At 57.5% G+C, this 17856-nt stretch carries 18 protein-coding genes; 8 read left to right on the top strand and 10 right to left on the bottom strand.

Going from position 1 to position 17856, the window contains the following annotated elements:
* Positions 1-19 precede the first annotated feature (19 nt).
* From HZA03_02005 to HZA03_01975, 7 genes are all read right to left on the bottom strand, one after another.
* Complete coding sequence (locus HZA03_02005; protein MBI5636724.1) at positions 20-946, bottom strand: ATP-dependent Clp protease proteolytic subunit; 927 nt, start codon at positions 944-946, stop codon at positions 20-22.
* On the bottom strand, positions 946-1143 hold the full coding sequence (locus HZA03_02000; protein MBI5636723.1) for a hypothetical protein: 198 nt from the start codon (positions 1141-1143) through the stop codon (positions 946-948). Before HZA03_02000 ends, HZA03_02005 begins: the two co-directional genes overlap by 1 nt.
* A 24-nt stretch (positions 1144-1167) precedes the next feature.
* Entirely contained in the window at positions 1168-1683 is a 516-nt protein-coding gene (locus tag HZA03_01995; GenBank protein MBI5636722.1) for a HyaD/HybD family hydrogenase maturation endopeptidase, read from the bottom strand.
* The gene (gene cybH / locus HZA03_01990; GenBank protein ID MBI5636721.1) at positions 1673-2371 is read right to left on the bottom strand and encodes a Ni/Fe-hydrogenase, b-type cytochrome subunit; all 699 of its coding nucleotides are present in this window, start codon (positions 2369-2371) and stop codon (positions 1673-1675) included. The genes HZA03_01995 and cybH overlap by 11 nt, the downstream gene beginning before the upstream one ends.
* A 25-nt stretch (positions 2372-2396) precedes the next feature.
* Positions 2397-4055, bottom strand: a complete 1659-nt coding sequence (locus HZA03_01985; GenBank protein ID MBI5636720.1) for a nickel-dependent hydrogenase large subunit — start codon at positions 4053-4055, stop codon at positions 2397-2399.
* Positions 4056-5180 (bottom strand): hydrogenase small subunit, encoded by a 1125-nt coding sequence (locus HZA03_01980; protein MBI5636719.1) that lies wholly within the window; start codon positions 5178-5180, stop codon positions 4056-4058.
* A 109-nt stretch (positions 5181-5289) separates the two neighbouring features.
* Positions 5290-7725 carry a DUF3536 domain-containing protein gene (locus HZA03_01975; protein ID MBI5636718.1) on the bottom strand — a complete coding sequence of 812 codons (2436 nt, stop codon included), beginning with the start codon at positions 7723-7725 and terminating at the stop codon, positions 5290-5292.
* A gap of 103 nt (positions 7726-7828) precedes the next feature.
* Here HZA03_01975 and HZA03_01970 point away from each other — a divergent pair, with 103 nt between their 5' ends.
* From HZA03_01970 to HZA03_01935, 8 genes are all read left to right on the top strand, one after another.
* Positions 7829-8203 (top strand): hypothetical protein, encoded by a 375-nt coding sequence (locus HZA03_01970; protein MBI5636717.1) that lies wholly within the window; start codon positions 7829-7831, stop codon positions 8201-8203.
* Positions 8204-8210: 7 nt separating this feature from the next.
* Positions 8211-8879: a hypothetical protein gene (locus tag HZA03_01965; protein ID MBI5636716.1), complete on the top strand. Its 669-nt coding sequence runs from the start codon at positions 8211-8213 to the stop codon at positions 8877-8879.
* A 145-nt stretch (positions 8880-9024) separates the two neighbouring features.
* Positions 9025-10779 (top strand): type II/IV secretion system protein, encoded by a 1755-nt coding sequence (locus HZA03_01960; GenBank protein ID MBI5636715.1) that lies wholly within the window; start codon positions 9025-9027, stop codon positions 10777-10779.
* Between the two features lie 96 nt (positions 10780-10875).
* Complete coding sequence (locus HZA03_01955; GenBank protein MBI5636714.1) at positions 10876-11643, top strand: hypothetical protein; 768 nt, start codon at positions 10876-10878, stop codon at positions 11641-11643.
* 40 nt (positions 11644-11683) lie between these two features.
* Positions 11684-12853, top strand: coding sequence for an efflux RND transporter periplasmic adaptor subunit (locus HZA03_01950; protein ID MBI5636713.1), 1170 nt, complete (start codon positions 11684-11686; stop codon positions 12851-12853).
* Complete coding sequence (locus HZA03_01945) at positions 12850-14391, top strand: DHA2 family efflux MFS transporter permease subunit (GenBank protein ID MBI5636712.1); 1542 nt, start codon at positions 12850-12852, stop codon at positions 14389-14391. The genes HZA03_01950 and HZA03_01945 overlap by 4 nt, the downstream gene beginning before the upstream one ends.
* A gap of 273 nt (positions 14392-14664) precedes the next feature.
* Entirely contained in the window at positions 14665-14943 is a 279-nt protein-coding gene (locus HZA03_01940) for a type II toxin-antitoxin system mRNA interferase toxin, RelE/StbE family (protein MBI5636711.1), read from the top strand.
* A 46-nt stretch (positions 14944-14989) separates the two neighbouring features.
* A complete protein-coding gene (locus HZA03_01935; GenBank protein MBI5636710.1) occupies positions 14990-15214 on the top strand; it encodes a helix-turn-helix transcriptional regulator in 225 nt (74 codons plus the stop codon).
* Between the two features lie 50 nt (positions 15215-15264).
* On the opposite strand, the gene HZA03_01930 is transcribed toward HZA03_01935, so the two are convergent.
* The 3 genes from HZA03_01930 to HZA03_01920 are packed head-to-tail and all read right to left on the bottom strand — an operon-like array spanning position 15265 to position 17706.
* Entirely contained in the window at positions 15265-16437 is a 1173-nt protein-coding gene (locus tag HZA03_01930; protein MBI5636709.1) for a hypothetical protein, read from the bottom strand.
* A complete protein-coding gene (locus HZA03_01925; GenBank protein MBI5636708.1) occupies positions 16434-17291 on the bottom strand; it encodes a serine/threonine protein kinase in 858 nt (285 codons plus the stop codon). Before HZA03_01925 ends, HZA03_01930 begins: the two co-directional genes overlap by 4 nt.
* Entirely contained in the window at positions 17275-17706 is a 432-nt protein-coding gene (locus HZA03_01920; GenBank protein MBI5636707.1) for a hypothetical protein, read from the bottom strand. Before HZA03_01920 ends, HZA03_01925 begins: the two co-directional genes overlap by 17 nt.
* Positions 17707-17856 lie beyond the last annotated feature (150 nt).

The following is a 17856-nucleotide window of genomic DNA, read 5'->3' as shown; positions in this document are numbered from 1 at the left end:
ATTTTAGCCCAACAACTTCCTAAGATTGTCCTGTTACAAGTTGCTTAACGAAGGCCACGCCGTTATGATTTTCGATCATTTTATATGACGGCGTGTTGGTAAGACTGTGCATAAAACAGTGATGTACCGTCAATAAAAGGTCTTGGTATTTATCACTGCAATCATTTTCAATCAGCTTAACATTTAGCCCAATCGCAAATGCCTCATCAAAATGAATATGTCGGCCATGAGATTTGTTTTCATCATAATTACTAAGCGCAGTAACAACATTGGTGGCAAGTAAAACGGCATCATCCTTTCCGCTAAACATAATTTCAGTTAGCTGATTTTTAACGAAAGTGTGGGCCCAATCAATTGCATTTTCACATTGGCTGAGAAATGTAGGCTGGTATTTCATCAATATCGGTTGCCAAACGGCAAGCTTTGCCGGGTCTGCTTTTATTTCCTCAAATGCACGTTTAAATTCCCCCTTTACTCCTTGGGCCGGAACGCCACGTAACCAAGGATCAATTGGGCCGATGTTGGAGTGCTTTGCCATAATGATTTCTTTGCAAGAACAAGCCAGCATTGTACCAGCCGACATGGCAATTTGAGGGACGATAGCTCTGATGTCACTTCCAAACATCCGATGAAGATAGTCAACAATAGATTCCGTGGCGGCTATGCTTCCACCCTCGCTGTGAATAATGAGGTCCAGCCCTTTCGACCGGTCAAGTTTATGTATAGCCATCATAAATGCATTCTTATCTTCATCAGATATTTGCGATTGTTCAATGCCGGGCTTTGAAAGAAATCCTGAATAGTAAGCGATGATGTTTCGGTCGGTTTCTTCGAAAAGAAGCTTTAAATATTTTCTTCGGACAATATCTACAGATTGGTTTGCGTTTTGTATGAATTCTTGTTTATATTTCCCGATCTCTGAGAGGACATCATTCCAGTTGGGCATTAGGTGTGCTGATTTTCGTAAGCGCTATAAGTTGTAATGCTTTCAACTGTTGTAAGCAATGAAGGTTGGTTAAGCGACAGCGATGGAGGAGATGGAGCGATTTCCTTGTTAAAAAATGGGTTTTGGGGATTCATAATCTCAAAATAAAGAGTTTCCAAACACTCAACGTTTTCTTTTTGAAGAACATCCTTTTCCATAATTTTCATTATACCGCAATAATTTTACAATGCAAATTTACCCTTGTTTTGCATGATATTCATCCCCCACTTCGCAAGCTGTTCGACGGCGCGGCGGACCATTTCGGGAATGGCGGCGGCCACTTCGGGGGTAAGTTCCTCGCTCCATGTGTCGTATTCCTTCGGCTGCACGCCGATGATAATCACTTCCGGCGGCTTTTTGCCCACCAGTTCCATTATCGAAAGGGTATTGAGCACACCCACGTCGTGCGAGGTGGCTTTGCGCGGGAGCTTCACCCGGTATTCATCCGAGTTGAAGGCGTAGACGGTTCCCGGCGGGCCGTCCAGCTTCACGGCGTCGAACACGATCATTTTTTCCGCGGCGGTGAATATCTCCATGTTGTGAAAGATGGTGGTGCCGCCGTCGATGAGCGTTACATTGCCCGGAAACGAAAAATCCCGCCGCAGGGCTTCCAGCGCCCGTATGCCGAGGCCATCGTCCCGCATCAGGATGTTGCCGATGCCGAGCACCGTGATGGGGGTTGCGATGTTATTTCCCACGCTTCACGGCCATCAGCTTGTAGCCGTTGACGATGGCGCTGATGTCGGCACGTTGCAGTTTTATGGTTTTCCAGACCTGATGGTAGATGTGCAAAAACGCGCCGCTCACCACCAGCCAGAGCGTGAAATGGTGCATCAGGCGCACTCCCGGCAGCCCGCCAAAGACCACGAGGGTCCAGTCGGTTGCAAAATGCAGGGTTTTGGCCCAGATGCCATAGATGCCGGCGGTGAGTTCGATGCCGGAGACGTAGAGCGCGAATCCGGTGAACAGTTGGAGTATCAGAATAAGGTGCAACAGGTGGAAGGTGATCCCGTCGAACGGGTCGATCCAGCGGTAGTCCTTCTGCTCCCCTTCCAGCGTCCAGTAGAAGCGGAATGACTTCCATGCCTCTTTCAGGTTGCCGGGGGTCGGGAGCACTTCGCGCCAGTCGGTATGGAAGAGCGAGAAAAACGCGATGTAGAGCCGCACGAGGAAGGCCACATCCAGCGCGATTGCCGAGAGGAAGTGTATCAACCGTATCTTCGCCATGACGAACGTTTGGTACGCCTCGCCCGTGCCGGAAAGCCAGAACGGATCGGCTATATACAGGCCGGTCAGCACGAGCGAGACGGTGGCTAAGAAGATCACCCAGTGCAACGCGCGCACACCGGCGGTCTTTACCTTTACCATTTCCAGCAAAATGACCATATGGCCCCCGTATCGGCTTTGGCGGTTACGCCGCCTTTGTTACATGCACTTCGTTGGTCTTCGGGTCTATCACATGCACCGAGCAGGCCAGGCACGGATCGAACGAATGGATGGTGCGGAGTATCTCCAGCGGTTTCTTCGGATCATGCACCGGCGTGCCGACGAGAGCTTCCTCGAAGGCCCCGCGCTGACCCGTGGCGTCGCGCGGCGAACCGTTCCATGTGGTCGGCACCACAAGCTGGTAGTTGTGTATCAGCCCCCCCCTGATATCGATCCAGTGGCCGAGGGCGCCGCGGGGCGCTTCGGTCATGCCAAAGCCGCTCGCCCTGTCGGGCATCTTATAGCTGGCGAAGGTGCTGAGATCGCCCCGCTTGATATTCGCCAGCAGTTCGTCCACCCACTGCTGCATCTTGTCCGCCATCACCTTGGTCTCGATGCCGCGGGCGGCGGTCCGTCCAAGCGTTGAGAAAAGGATCGTGGCGGGAAGGCCGAGCTGTTTCAGCGTGCCGTCCACGGCCGCCTTGATCTGCTTGTGGCCGGCGGCGTAGCCGACGACCAGCCGGGCCAGCGGGCCGACCTCCATCGCCTTGCCGTCGTAGCGCGGACTCTTGAGCCAACTGTACTTGCCGTCCTTGTCGGCGGTGTTGATGCCGGTGAAGTACGGCTTGGTTTCCCCCACCGAGGGGTGGCGCGGCGCAGCCCCTTCGTAGAAAGAGTGCGCCACATGCTCCATGATCTTCGCCTGATCCAGCTTTTGGGGATTTCCCAAATCCCTGTTCATCACCACGCCGCGCGGGAAGAAAAGGTTGTTCGGGTCGTCCTTGGTGTTTTCGGGCAGCATGCCGTAGGCAAGGTAGTTCCCCACCCCGCCGCCGATACCGGCCCATTCCTTGTAGAAGGGCGCCACCGCCAGCAGGTCGGGGATGTAGACGTTCTGGGCGAAATCCACAGTCTCTTTCATGAGATAGATGAATTCGGCCAGCCGATCCGGGGTCAGATCCTGTACGCAGGTCATCCCGCCCACCACATAGCTTTGCGGGTGCGGGTTTTTTCCGCCGAAGACGGCGTGCATCCGGGCCGCCTTCGCCTGCAGCGTCAGGGCGTCGAGGTAGTGGCTCACCGCCATCAGATCCGCTTCCGGCGGCAGCCTGTAGGCCGGGTGCCCCCAGTAGGCGTTATCAAAGGGGCCGAGCTGGCCCGCGTTCACAAACGCCTTGACCCTGTCCTGCACCGCTTGAAAGTCCCCCTCCCCGCTCCGTTGCGAATGCGGATTGATGGCGTGGGCAAGTTCGGCTGTCTTCTTCGGGTCGGCTTTCAGGGCGTTGACCACGTCCACCCAATCCAGCGCGTGGAGGTGATAGAAGTGGACGATGTGATCGTGCAGATACTGGCTTCCCATGATGAGGTTGCGGATAAGGCGCGCGTTATCCGGCACCTCGATGCCGATGGCGTTTTCCACGCAGAGCACCGAGGTGAGCGCGTGCACGGTGGTGCAGACGCCGCAGACGCGCTGGGTAATGTACCACGCGTCGCGCGGATCGCGGTCGCGCATGAAGATTTCGAAGCCGCGGAACATGGTGCCGCTGCTCCACGCATCCTTGACCTTGCCGTTTTCAATTTCCACTTCGATGCGGAGGTGGCCTTCGATTCTGGTGATCGGGTCGATGACTACGCGGGTTCCCATTTACTTACCCTCCTTCTTTTCCCGATCGATGATGCGCTCTTCATGCTCTTTTTTCTTGTTGAACGTGTAGACCGCGTGCACCGCCGCCCCCGCGACCGCCGCCCCGGTAAGGACCAGCCCCACCTTGTCGGCGGTGGCTTCCACGCCGCCAAAGGGAACCTCTATATTATCGAGCCGCTTGTAGAAGGGGGACATGGTGTCCCAGAACTTCGGCTCGGAGCAACCGACGCAGCCATGCCCGGCGCCGATGGGCCAGCCGGTGTGGTCGTTATAGCGGGCCTTGTTGCAGTTGTTATAGGTCTGCGGCCCTTTGCACCCCATCTTGTAAAGGCAGAAGCCTTTCTTGGCCTCCTCGCTCCCCCACTCGGTCACGAACTGGCCCGCGTCGAAGTGCGAGCGGCGGGTACACTGGTCGTGTATCCGCTCTTCATAGGCGAAGAGCGGGCGGCCGAAGCGGTCGGTCGGCGGCAAGGTGCCGAGGAGCAGGTAATTCACGATGGTGGCGATGGAGTTGACCGGGTTGTGGGGGCAGGCCGGGATGTTGACGGTTTTGATTCCAAGCGCTTCCCCCACCCCCACCGCGCCGGTGGGATTGGGGCGCTGGGCCTGTACGCCGCCGTAGCTGGAGCAGTTCCCCACGCAGATGACGGCGGCCGCGTCGCGGCAAACCTCTTCGGCAATTTGGAGGCCGGTCTTGTTGCCGATGGTGAGATACCCTCCTTTGAGACCGGCGGGACCTGGCGGGGTGGCCAGCGGAATCGCCCCTTCACAGACGACAAGATATTTCCCCTTGTTCTCTTTTATCGCCTTGGCGAGGTTCTGCTCCGCCTGGTCACCCGATGCGGCCATGATCGTTTCGTGGTAGTCGATGGAAAGGACGTCAAGCACCAGTTCCGCCACCGACGGACTGGTGGTGCGGAGAAACGCCTCCGAGTCGCCGGTACACTCCTGGAAGTGGAGCCAGATGATGGAGGGCTTGCGGGCGGCCGCTTCGAGGGCTTCCGCGATCTTCGGCACCATATCGTTGCCAAGCCCGAGGACGACGGAGATTTGCGCGCATAGACCCATGAATTCGCGCCGGTCGACGCTGGTGAGAAGTTTTACCTGATCTTTGACCCCGGACATGTGAAAACCCTCCTTTTTATTAGAGAGAAAGCCCATACGCCCCTTCATCTCCATGCTATGCCCGTACCGCCATCCTGTCAAATGACGCACGGACACATGATAAAAAAGATCAGGCGGGGGGGAGGAGGAAATCAAAAAGTTCCAGGACGCGGCCGAAATCCTTGATGCCGTGGAGCGTTTTATGCTGGGGATGGGCCGGGGTTATGAACGCGAGGTAATGGGGATAAAGAAGGTTTTGCATTTTCCTTACGTCCAGCGTTACGCCGTTCGCCGCAGCTTCTTCCATGACGGCGGACACCAGCGTTGCGGTGCTGTGCTCGCGGTCGGCGCAGGTGTGCGCGGCATGATACTCAAGCCAGGCGGTCATATTTTCGGCGAGACGCTGGTGATCCAGGGTAAGGCCCCACCGGGCCGCCTCGGAAATGATGGAGGCCATCGCCGCATGGTCGACGCTTGTCGATGTGCTGACAAAAAGCCTGCCAAGCTGTTTTTCAAAAACGTACCGCGCGGCGATCCTGAATTCGGCCGGCACCGGCACGTTGATGCTGGCGTGGAAATCCATCAGTGCGCGGTTCGCGTTGAACAGCGATTCGTAGGTCTCGGCGAACTGGCTGAGATGCGGGGCGATGAGCTGCTCCATCACGCGGCGGCGCTGGTCGTTGAAAAGCGCGGTGACCGTGTAATAGGTCTGGCCGAAGTATTTTTCCACCGTGCGGATCAACTCGGGGATGGAGCGGCGGTGGTACGCCTCGATCACTTCTTCCTTGGCGGCCTGGTAATCCGCGGTTTCAAAAAACGGATGGATGAAGCAGTTGAAATCGTGCATGCCGAAATGGAGCAGGCAGAAGGTGAGCTTGCGCGATTCGAGGGTGTATGCGTTGCGGATGTCCAGCATGCCGGTCGTCAGCGCCGATTCCAGATAGGTCTCGTGCGCGCGGTCATGCATTTCCACCCGGTAGCAATAGACCTCCATCAGCCCCTCCCGGGGGGAGCCGAGCGAATCGGTGATGATGGCGTGCGCCGCCATCCGCATCGGATTCAACCGCATCGGGATTATGTGGCGGCGGTATATCTCGCCCCCGGTGCCGTTCTTCCGTATGTTGCTTTTGGCCTGCTCCAATATTTTAATGAACTCCCCTTCCACCGGCTTGAGCGAAAGCTCCTGCGCCAGATCGATGGCGCGGGCGGCGTATTTGAGTATCTGCATCGATTCGAGGCCCGCTATGTCGCTGAAGAACCAGCCGCAGGAGGTGAACATCCGCATCGCCATTTTCTGCATTTCGAGGTGCTTGAGGGCCGTCACCGTCTGTTCGTCGGAGAGCGGGGTTTTCTGGTGGCGGGTGAAGAAGCCCTTGACGCGGTCTTCGCTCCGCTTGAGGTTCACTTCGATGTAATCGTTGCGCGCCTCCCACGGGTCGAGGAGAAAGCGCCCCAGCCCCTCTTCGTAAACGGCGTCCACCGTTTTCTTCAGGCTGTTCAACGCCTCGCGCAGCGGCGCGCGCCACTTCTGGTTCCAGCCCGCTTCGCCGCCGGTGTTGCACCCGCAGTCGCTTTTCCACCGCTCCACGCCGTGCATGCAGCTCCACGAGCTGTTCGGGAAGATGTCGGCCTCCCATCGCGGGGGATTTCTTTCGAGGTACTGGCCGTAGTTGGTGATGGCCACGTCGGCGCGTTTCTCCAGTTCCGCCAAGGCGGAGACCAGCGCCATTTCGCCGAACTTGTGGTGGTGGCCGTAGGACTCGCCGTCGGTGGCCACATGCACCAGTTGCGGCTCTTTTTCCGCCTCCGGCCTGAAACGGCCCAGCAGCATTTCCGCCATCTTCACGCCATCGAACAAGGCCCCTTCAAAGGCGATGCTGTGCGCGGCGTCGCCATCGTAAAAGAACAGCGCAATCTCGTGCTTCTCGTCGGGCCGGTACAGATAGGGGCGGCACGTGTCGGGATTGCCGTTCACGTCGGTCCACGGCACGGCGCCGGTTCCTTTCAGCGGACGGACGCACCGCGCCTGACGGGGGGAAAGGATGGTGTATTTGATGCCGTGCGCCGCGGCGATGGCGAGGCTTTCGGCGTCCACCGCCGTTTCGGCGAACCAGAGCCCTTCCGGCTTGCGGCCGAACCGGAATTCAAAATCCTTTATCCCCCAGATAATCTGGGTCTCCTTGTCGCGGCGGCTGTTGAGCGGCATGATGGAATGGTTGTACACCTGCGCGATGGCGTTGCCGTGGCCGTTGCGGGTGCGGATGCTTGCCCGGTCCGCCTCCAGTATTTGGTGGTAGGTATCCGGGTCGTGCCGCTCCATCCATGAAAGGAGGGTGGGGCCGAAGTTGAAACTCACCTTTTCGTAGTTGCTGACGATGCCGGCGATTTTCCCCCCTTTGCCGAGGACGCGGGCGGCGGTGTTGGGAGCGTAGCATTCCTTGGTGATCCGCTGGTTCCAATCGTGAAACGGCGCGGCCGATTCCTCCGCCTCCACCTCTTCCAGCCAGGGATTTTCACGCGGCGGCTGGTAAAAATGGGCGTGGATGCAAATGAACTTTTCCACCATACCCGCGATTGTATACCGTTGCGGAGGGCATGGCAATTTCATTGAATAAACATTGAATAAACGGGTCTTTAGAAAAAATCCGCCCCCGCCGATACGTATAATAATGAGAAGTCTTTTTGCGCCGGTTCTGTGTCTTGCCCTGCTGACGGCCGGGGAGGCGCGCGCCGCCTACCTGACCATCGCGCCGGAGGTGAAAAAAGAGGGGCGTATCCGCAAAAATGGGGTTATTTTCCCGGTGCTCAACCAAAGCGGCCGGAACATCGCCCAGATTTTCGGATGGGTCTACGGATACGATGACAACCGCCCGTACAAGTTCCAGTTGGCGGCGAACCCCCATAAGCCCGCGATGCGCGTCACGCCCGGTCCGCACACGCCGGGAAAAACCGCCCTTTACTGGTTCGAGGTGCCGGCGTATCATCTGAAGATGAAAAACTTCGGCGTGGTGGTCTACGACGCATCGGTCAGCTTTGAACGGTAGCGGCACGATGCGGCGCGTTCTTTTCCTGTTCCTGATTTGCGCGATGCCGCTGGCCGCGGCCGCCGCGGAGAAACCCGCCCCGCCGCCCCACGAAAACAAGGTGGATTACCTTTCGCTCCCCACCGGCGCGGAGTGGGAACGGTTCAACGCCGCCTACGCCGGATTCGCCGAAAAAACGGCCGGCGTTTTTTTCGATCTGGAGCAAAAGGGAAAAACCGATTTCACCCTCACGATACAGCGCCCCCGCGGATTCGATGGATTCGACCGCTTTATCCGCCGCATACCGGCAACCATCGCCGCGTTGGGCGGCGCGGATCGATGCGGCAAGCCGGTGGAAGCCGTGTTTCTGGCCATTCCGCGCAAAGAAGGCGAGCGCCGCATCCTTTACAGCTACCGTTACCTCGCCTGCGCCGCCGACCCGCTGGTTTCCCCCGCCCGCTTTCTCGACAAGTATATGGAGAAGTACGGCTTGTACGACGTGAAGGATTTTGACCGGAACCAGCACATCTACTACGGCGTGCAAGGCCGGTACGAGGTGCGGGTGCGGCCGGTGAAGGAAGGAAACGTGGCGGCGCTGGAGATCGGCGTGGCCGATAACGCGGTGTTCACCGAGGCGTACAAAGCGTGGCGCGCCCGCCTGCGCGGCGCCGAAGAATCGGTGAAAGAGAAATTCTGATTCCCCTCCCCGGTGGGTACAGGCTTTCAGCCTGTACATCGGCCCAAGTGGCCGACAGGTTGGCGCTACGCGCCAACGTACACAATGAATTGTGTACCTACCTCCGTTTTCACAATCAGTACCGCCGTGCGGTAGAATAGCCCCCATGACCGTCATCAATAACATTGAAAAACTCACCGACCTGTTGCTACGCCAGAAAGCGATTACCGCCACGCAAAGCGAGCATATCCGCCGCGCGTGGGAGCAGCGGGGCCGTCACCGCCGCCGGAGCGAAAAAGAAAAAATACCTAAACTGCCGATTCCCTTCATCGCCGCCCTCAATTTCACCGCCGGCGGCAAACCGCTGGACGAAGAGGCGATCACACGCGCCGTGGCGCGGGAATTCGGCCTGCCGTTCCGCCGCATCGATCCGCTGGAACTGGACGGCAATATCGTGGCCGGCACCATCACCCGCCCGTTCGCCCTGTGGCATATGGTGGTGCCGCTGGAAAAAACGGAGGGAGCGCTGACCGTCGCCGTGGCCGACCCGGAAACGGGCGAGGCGTTGGAGCAGATAAAAAAACTTTCCGGTCTCGACATCAACCGGGTGATCGCGGCGCGGAGCGATATTGAGCGGATCATCAACCAGTTCTACGGCTTCCGCGCCACCATGCGCGAGGCGGAGAAGGGGGTCTCCGCCGGCGCCGCGCTTTCCGATCTGGAGCAACTGAGCCGCCTCAAATCGGAAGAAGAGATCAGTTCCTCCGACAAGCATATCCAAAACGCGGTGGAACTGATCCTGCACTATGCGCTGGCCAACCGCGCCAGCGACATCCACATTGAGCCAAAGCGGGAGGAGACCGTGGTGCGGATGCGCATCGACGGCGCGCTGAACGAAACGCAGCGCATCCCCCGCGCCGTGCATGGCGCGGTGCTCTCGCGCATCAAGATATTGGCCCGGCTCGACGTATCGGAAAAGCGCCGCCCGCAGGACGGCCGCATCAAGGTGCAAAAGGAGGGAAAGGAAAGCGAGATGCGCGTTTCCATCCTCCCCACCGTCTTCGGGGAGAAGGCGGTCATCCGCATTTTCGACGCCGAGATGGCCTTGCGCGGACTCGGCGCGCTCGGCCTCTATCCCGAGGAACTGGAACGCTATCAACGCTTCCTGGCGCGGCCCCACGGCATCATCCTCGTCACCGGCCCCACCGGATCGGGAAAGACGAACACGCTCTACTCGTCCCTCAAATACATCGAGTCGCCCGACCGCAACATCGTCACCATCGAAGACCCGGTGGAAATGGTGGTGCCGGAGTTCAATCAGGTGGCGGTGCAGCCGGTCATCGAGTTCACCTTCGCCGCCGCCCTGCGCGCCATCCTGCGCCAAGACCCGGACGTCATCATGATCGGCGAGATCCGCGACCACGAAACGGCCCAGAACGCCGTGCAGGCGGCGCTCACCGGGCACCTTGTCCTTTCCACCCTGCACACCAACGACACCGTATCGTCCCTGACGCGCCTGTACGACATCGGCATCGAGCCGTATCTGGTCAAAAGCTCGCTCATCGGCGTGGTGGCGCAACGTTTGGTGCGGATGATCTGCCCCCGCTGCATCGCCGATATCGAGCATACCGCGGACGAACTTAAAAGCTTCGGCCTTTCCGCCAGTGGACCGGTGCGCCTCAAAAAAGGGACGGGGTGCGACCACTGCCGCTCCACCGGCTACCACGGGCGCACCGGCGTCCACGAGGTGCTGGAGGTGAGCAACGACATCCGCCAACTGATCGACGGCAAAACCCCCGACACGGCGATCAAGGAGATGGCCCGCAAAAGCGGCATGAGAACGCTGAAGGAGAACGCCGCGCGGAAAATGGCCGAAGGGATAACCACCTTCGAGGAAGTGCTGCGCCTCACCGCCGTGTGATCCCCGGCTGAACCCCTCCCGCCGCAATCCCGGCGTGACACCTTCCCTTCGCCGCTCATTGAGGTACAATGAATGCATAACAGTTGGAGGTACACTTTGAAAACACGCATTGCCGCCCTTTGTCTCCTGACGCTGCTGATCGCCACCCCCGCGTGGGCGGGGGATTTTTCCGCCGGGGCCGAAGCCGAATCCGGCGAAGATCAAAAACCGAACACCGATATCCGCTTCGTGAAAAACCGGCACGGCGCGGCAGTTTACCTGATGCTGGGGAACAATTCCCTCGACCTCGACGCGCTCAACAACCGCTTGAAAGCCAACGGCTACTCCACCATCGATAAAAACTTCGTCATGCTCGGCATCGGCGCCCACGCCGTGATAGATGACTGGATCGCCGGCGGCGAGCTGCACTGGATGAACCAGCAAAAAATCTCCAGCGGCGCGTATAGCCTCTATGTAACCGGCGGCTACCTCGTGGTGAACGCGGGCTACGTGGTGCGGCGCTCCGACAGCTACATGATCTACCCGATGGCGGGAATCGGCATCGGCACCCTCGCGCTCAACATACAATCCACCGGCTCCCCCACTTTCGACCAGACGCTGGCGGATCCCAAGCGCGGCGCGCAACTCGCCTACAATTCGGCCGTCTTCAACATCGCCATCGCGGCGGACGGATTCACGCCGCTCACCGAGACGGGAGCCGGCACCCATGTGCCGTTCACCTTCGGGTTCCGCGCGGGATACCTTTTCTCCGCCCCCATCGGCGACTGGCAAAGCACCGAAGGGGGCGCGAGCGGCGGCCCCTCCCCTTCTTTCACCGGCCCCTACCTGCAGGTCGTTGTGGGTCTCGGCTTCATGAACGGCTGACCGCCGGCACCGCTCCACGCTGATAAGAAAAACGGCGCACATGGAAGAAACCAAACAGCGGCCCGCCAACGGCGGACGGATAACGGTCATGCTCAGGATCGCCGCGGTCTTCGCCATCGCCGGCGCGGCATGGGGCGGCTGGTGGTGGACGAGCGGACGGTTTTACGAATATACCGACAACGCCTACGTCGCCGGCAACCTCGTCTCCATCACCCCCCAGGCCGGCGGCACGGTGGTGGCCATCATGGCCGATAACACCGACTTCGTGAAACAGGGGGATACGCTGGTGCGGATGGACGGCACCGACGCGAAAATCGCCCTGGAAAAAGCGGAGAGCGAACTGGCGGTGGCGGTGCGCCAGGCGGGAAATACGCTGGAAGGGGTGAAAACCCGGCTGGCGCGCCTTGCCATGCGGGAGGCCGACCTGCAAAAAACGAAAACCGATTTTGAACGGCGCGAAAAACTGTTCGGCGACCGCGCCGTCACGCAGGAGGCGTACGACCACGCCCGCCTGGAATACGAGAATGCCCAAAACGCCGTCCGCCTCGCGCGGCACGAGCTGGCCGAAGCACAAATCACCGCCGCGGGGAACCGCGCCGAGGACAACCCGCATGTGGCGACGGCGAAGACAAAGGTGCGCGAAGCGTATGTGGCCTTGCAACGGATGAATCTGGCGGCGCCGGTGAGCGGCTATGTGGCGCGGCGCGCCGTGCAACTGGGGGAACGGGCCGTCCCCGGCAAGCCGCTCATGGCGGTGGTGCCGGTCGACGCGCTGAGCGTGGAGGCGAACTTCAAGGAGAACCAGCTCAAACGGATGCGCGCCGGCCAGCCGGTGGAAATCGTTTCGGACATGTACGGCCGCGGCGTCCGCTTCCACGGCACGGTGGTGGGGATCGGCGCCGGAACCGGCTCCGTTTTTTCAGTCCTTCCGGCGCAAAACGCCACCGGCAACTGGATCAAGGTGGTGCAGCGCGTACCGGTGAAAATATCGCTCATGCCGGAAGAGCTTAAGCAGCATCCCCTCGTGGTGGGGCTTTCGCTCGCCGCCACCGTCGATATTCACGGCAACGGCGGCCCGCTTCAGCCCGGAACCGCCAAGCACGAACTCGCCACCACCGTGTATGACGCCGAGGATGCGGGCGCCGACGAACTCATCTCCGCGATCATCGCCAAAAACCTGAAAATGGCCCCGGTGGCGGAGGCGCGCTGACCGTGCGGCCGCAGGCGGCTCCGCGACACCCCTACCTCACCGGCGCGCCGCTTGCCATCGCCACCGTATCGCTGGCGCTGGCGACATTCATGAACGTGCTGGACACAACCATCGCCAACGTTTCCATCCCGCACATCGCGGGCGATCTTTCGGTCAGCCCCAATCAGGGAACGTGGATCATCACCTCCTACGCCGTGGCCACCGCCATCGTGGTGCCGCTCTCCGGCTGGCTGGCGCGCCGGTTCGGCGAGGTGCGGCTTTTCGTCACCTGTACGCTCCTTTTCAGCTTCGCCTCGATACTCTGCGGGCTGGCCCCCACCTTTGAAACGCTGGTGAACTTCCGCGCCCTGCAAGGGGCCGTGGCGGGGCCGATGATCCCCATCTCGCAGGCGCTGCTGCTGAAATGTTACCCCCCCGAGAAAAAAGGGATGGCGCTCGGCTTTTGGTCCATCACCACCGTCGTCGCGCCGATCATCGGCCCGATCATGGGGGGGTGGATCACCGACAACCACGGCTGGGAGTGGATTTTCTACATCAACGTGCCGGTCGGCTTCGCTTGCGCCTACATCACATGGAACGTGCTGAAGGAGCGCGAAACCGCCATCGTGAAACAGCCAGTGGACAAGGTGGGGCTGGCGCTGCTGGCCATCTGGGTGGGAAGCCTTCAGCTCTGCTTCGACATGGGGCAGCAGGAGGACTGGTTCGATTCCCCCAAGATCACCGCGCTGGCGGTGACGGCGTTCGTGGGCTTCGTCTTTTTCATCGCATGGGAACTGATGGAGGAACACCCGATCGTCGACCTCACGCTTTTCAGGAACCGGAACTACACCGTGGCGACCGCCGCCCTCAGCCTCGGCTACATGGCCTTTTTCGGCAACGCGGTGCTGATACCGCTCTGGCTGCAGACGCAGATGGGCTACACCGCCCTGTGGGCGGGACTCGCCAGCGCCCCCATCGGCGTCTTTACGCTCATCCTCACCCCCATCGTGGCGGCCAACCTCCACCGCGCCGACCTGCGGTGGGTGGCAACTTTCGCCTTCTCCGTTTTCGCGCTCACCAGCTTTTGGCAGGCGTCGTTCAACACCGACATCACCTTCGGCGGCGTTGCGCTTCCCCGCCTGATGCAAGGGCTGGGAATGGCCTGCTTCTTCGTGCCGATGACCACCATCTCGCTCTCCCACATACCGCACGACAAGGTAGCCAGCGCCGCCGGAATGACGAACTTCGTAAGGATACTCGGCGGCAGCTTCGGCACCTCGCTGGTGATAACACTGTGGGATGGCCGTATCGGCCACCACCGGACGATGCTGGCCGAGAACACCTCCCCCTACAACCCGGCGTGGAACTTCATGCGGGATAAAATGGAGGAGATGGGGATGGGATTCGAGGCGGCCCTCCAGACGGTCTCGCGCATAGTGGATAGACAGGCGGTGATGCTGGCGACGGACGACGTCTTCTTCCTCACCGGCGTCATCTTCCTCTTCCTCATCGGCCTTACCTGGTTCAGCCAGCGTGTGCGGATGCCCGCCAAAAAATAACACCGCCGCGCAGCCATCCACCCGGGGCGAAACTATCTGGCAATCTGCATCTTAATGTTACGGAATATCGGTTTTTTCGTTTTCGCGAAAAAACTTCCTCCATTTCGTCCAAAAACGCCAATACCTTCACCTCCGCCAAAACCTCCAAATGCGACCAGCGCTCCATTTCTTCCAATTTGCCCAACAGCTCTTGATTCCCCCGCGGTAAACGGGGGTGGAGGAATTGGAAATTCCAAACTAGACATACCCTAATTAATATAGTATATATTTGGTATGTGGCGTATTTACGAAAGCCGCGAGGCGCAAAAACAGCTTGACCGGCTTCCCGATGAGCTGCTGAAACGTTACGAAAAATGGAAAGACGTTGTCCGCTACTCAGGTATTCATGGCTTGCGGCTCATTAAGGGCTTTCACGATGAGGCGTTACGCGGTGAGTGGCGCGGTTGCCGCTCCAGCAGGCTTAATCTGCAATACCGCGTTGTGTACGAAGTAAAGGAAGCCGAAGTGTCGGTGTATGTAGTTACGGTTACGCCCCACGATTACAGGAGGTGATGTCATGGCGAAAAAAGGATTTGCCCCGGCCAAAGCGCGCGTGGAAATGAGCGCCGGGGAATCGGTGCGCGTATTGCGCGAGCTTCAGGAGATGAGCCAAGCCGACTTGGCAAAGGCCACCGGCATACCGCAATCCACCATTTCCGGCATCGAGAACGGAAGGATAAAGCTGGGAGTGGAGCGGGCAAAGACGATTGCGCGTGCGCTGAAATGCCATCCAGCCGTGATCCTGTTCCCCGGCTGGAACGTGGAGCGGGAAAGTGCCGCTTGATGATGAAATGCCACAAAGCAAGCCCTGATCCTCGCAAATGACAATTTGGTCTAATCGGGGCGTCGCTCTAATTCATTAAGAACAATCTTCCAAGCTCTGACCCAATCTCCATTGTTCCGCTCTTCTTCAAATATCAGCTTGGCACCTTTTACAGCATGCCATGTGTCAGCGGCATTCGAAACCATCTCGGAACATTTAGCAAAATCATTTCCAATGACGGTCTCGCAATGGGCAAACCAATGCAAGAATTGCCGCCATGAATCCGCTACCCACGCTTCCCGCTCGGCAGCATCTAATTTTCCAATAATTGAATTGCTAAATGGGTTTGCAGCATGAGACGGGTCAATCGCAAATTCCTGCCTATAACGGCGTATGTCGGCTTCTCTGAGAAATGCCAGTAGTGCGGGTTCAAACCAGTAGCCGATATTTCTGCCGCCACTTGATTCTTCGTCCTCCCAGCGCTCCCTTGTAAAACGGCGCAGATTAAAATATTTTCCGGTCGCAACATTTGTTGCACCAGCAGCTTTCCACAGCACCATTTCTGAGGAAGTAAACCCAACAGTAACGCGGAACCCGGATTGAGTTAACACCCGTATCAGTCGCGCCGCACCTTCAAGGGCACCTGAGTCGGATCGTTCGTTGCGGGGAATTTCTTCATCAACAAATACGAGATAAATATCCCCTCCTTTGTAACGCGAAAGAATTGAACCGACTTGCAAGTAGCGTTGACTCCTTCCTAGGTCATTTAAATTGACCAGTGCCGTAAGAAAGGAACGAGTTCCTAATTTAAGCTCTTCATCAGCATCTATTTGTTGCGATGTAACATCACCTATATCAACAAGCAAATTGTAGTACACATCATCAAAAGTTCTGGGTAAAAAAGCCGGGCTACACAACCCAGCGGGCTTGAAGAATTTGCAGACATCAATGATCTTGGCTATTGCAACTCTCCACCATTCAAGAGAACTCTGATCGGCAGTATCAATATCGTTGGGCTTATGAGGCCAATACTGAAGTTTACCGCGGTCAGCAGAGGGAACGTAAAGCTGTGGGTCGAATATTATATCGATGTCCGCCTTGACGTCTCGAAATCTAGCGCATTGTGCAACCGTATTATCGAGCGAATAATTTACCGGGCTAAGAATTGCGCCCGCAAATTGCCCCAACTGTGGCTCAACGATCATACCCTCTGAGTTGTGCCCCATCTGATGGTAAGTGCTCATGTCCTCCCCCCTCCGCTATCGCGCCATGCCTGCATCAATATTTCCGGCCGTGCAAAACGTTTCACAGGCCAAGGTTCGACCATTTTTATTAATGCATCAAGCCCATGCACTTGTGCTAATTTTTTAAAATCAGCCGAGGATGATAATCGGTTGGCAACACGCTCCACGGTACGCTCTAAAGAGTCATTCTCGGCAAAAGGGTGCCTGCCAAATGCGGCATAGGACAGGGTAACGCCTAATGAAAACTGATCGCTTCGCCAGTCAATCAAGGGCTTGTCATTCAACAGTTGCTCAGGTGGAGCATAAAGAGGTGTGCCTGGCCCATGCATAAGAAATGTCATGGTTAGAGAGCTTGCTTCAAGATGCCTAGCAATCCCGAGGTCGACAAGCACCGGCATCCCATCAGCGCGAAACATAATGTTATCAGGCTTTATATCGCGGTGAGTAATACGGTGTCCAGCTAAATGCGCAATAGCTTCAGTGAGGCTAATCGCGAGTTGAATAATTTCAGGCGGTTGGAGACAGCCGTTTGAGAGATGATCCGTTAGCGTTCCTCCTGGCAGAAACTCCTCAATCAGATAGATTACTGGCTTCATACCGTCATTAATCATGCCCGTTTCTAACAAACGACAGATGTTAGGGTGATTACACACCTTCAGTGCCGCAATTTCACGTTCAATTCGTGCATTATCTGCACCGCGAATGATGAGCTTTAATGCCAGCTCATCATTATTTTTTTTTACGAGAAACGTATTCTTAAAAGCACCCGTCCCCTTCTCGCCAATGAAAGTCAGGCCTTTATCGGCGCAAATACTTTTTGCTAATTGGGCGGGGGTGTTAGTGGAAACAGGCATTACCAACCAGTGCGTCCATCGCTTTGCGGTTAAGCCACGGAATTAATGGTTTGTTGCGTGAACAAGGTATGACAACCTCCACACCACCACCATCATCAACCACACAGAGTCCCACACCACGCTCATCAAACTCAGCTTTGTTTTTCATTGCACCACTAGAACGTGTGCGAGGCAACACAACATACACCTGATTGGCAAAGCTGGTATTCCGCCAAGCTTGATGAATTGCTTTCCGCCAATTGGTCAACTTAGCCTCAAATGCGATTATTTCATTTTCTGTATTTAGAGATAAAATATCCGTTCGCCCTGAAACATAGTCAAACTCCCGGACTATATTGTGAGTCGCCCTCAGTGAAGAACATGACTGAAAGCAGGAAATAAACACGTCAACTAACTTGACTTCCGTTTGAAACATCAATCTTCCCCTTCCAAGCCTAGCAACAAATAATGTTACTGATTAATTATGCGTTAATTAGAAAGATGTTGTCAAATATTGCATCGGGAAATAAAGAGAAGAAGGGGGAGCGGGGACAAGGACAAGGACAAGAACGGGGACGAGCACGGG

It is taken from the genome of Nitrospinota bacterium, assembly GCA_016217735.1.
Taxonomy (GTDB): domain Bacteria; phylum Nitrospinota_A; class UBA7883; order JACRGQ01; family JACRGQ01; genus JACRGQ01.
This window is presented reverse-complemented; position numbering and strand designations above follow the sequence as displayed.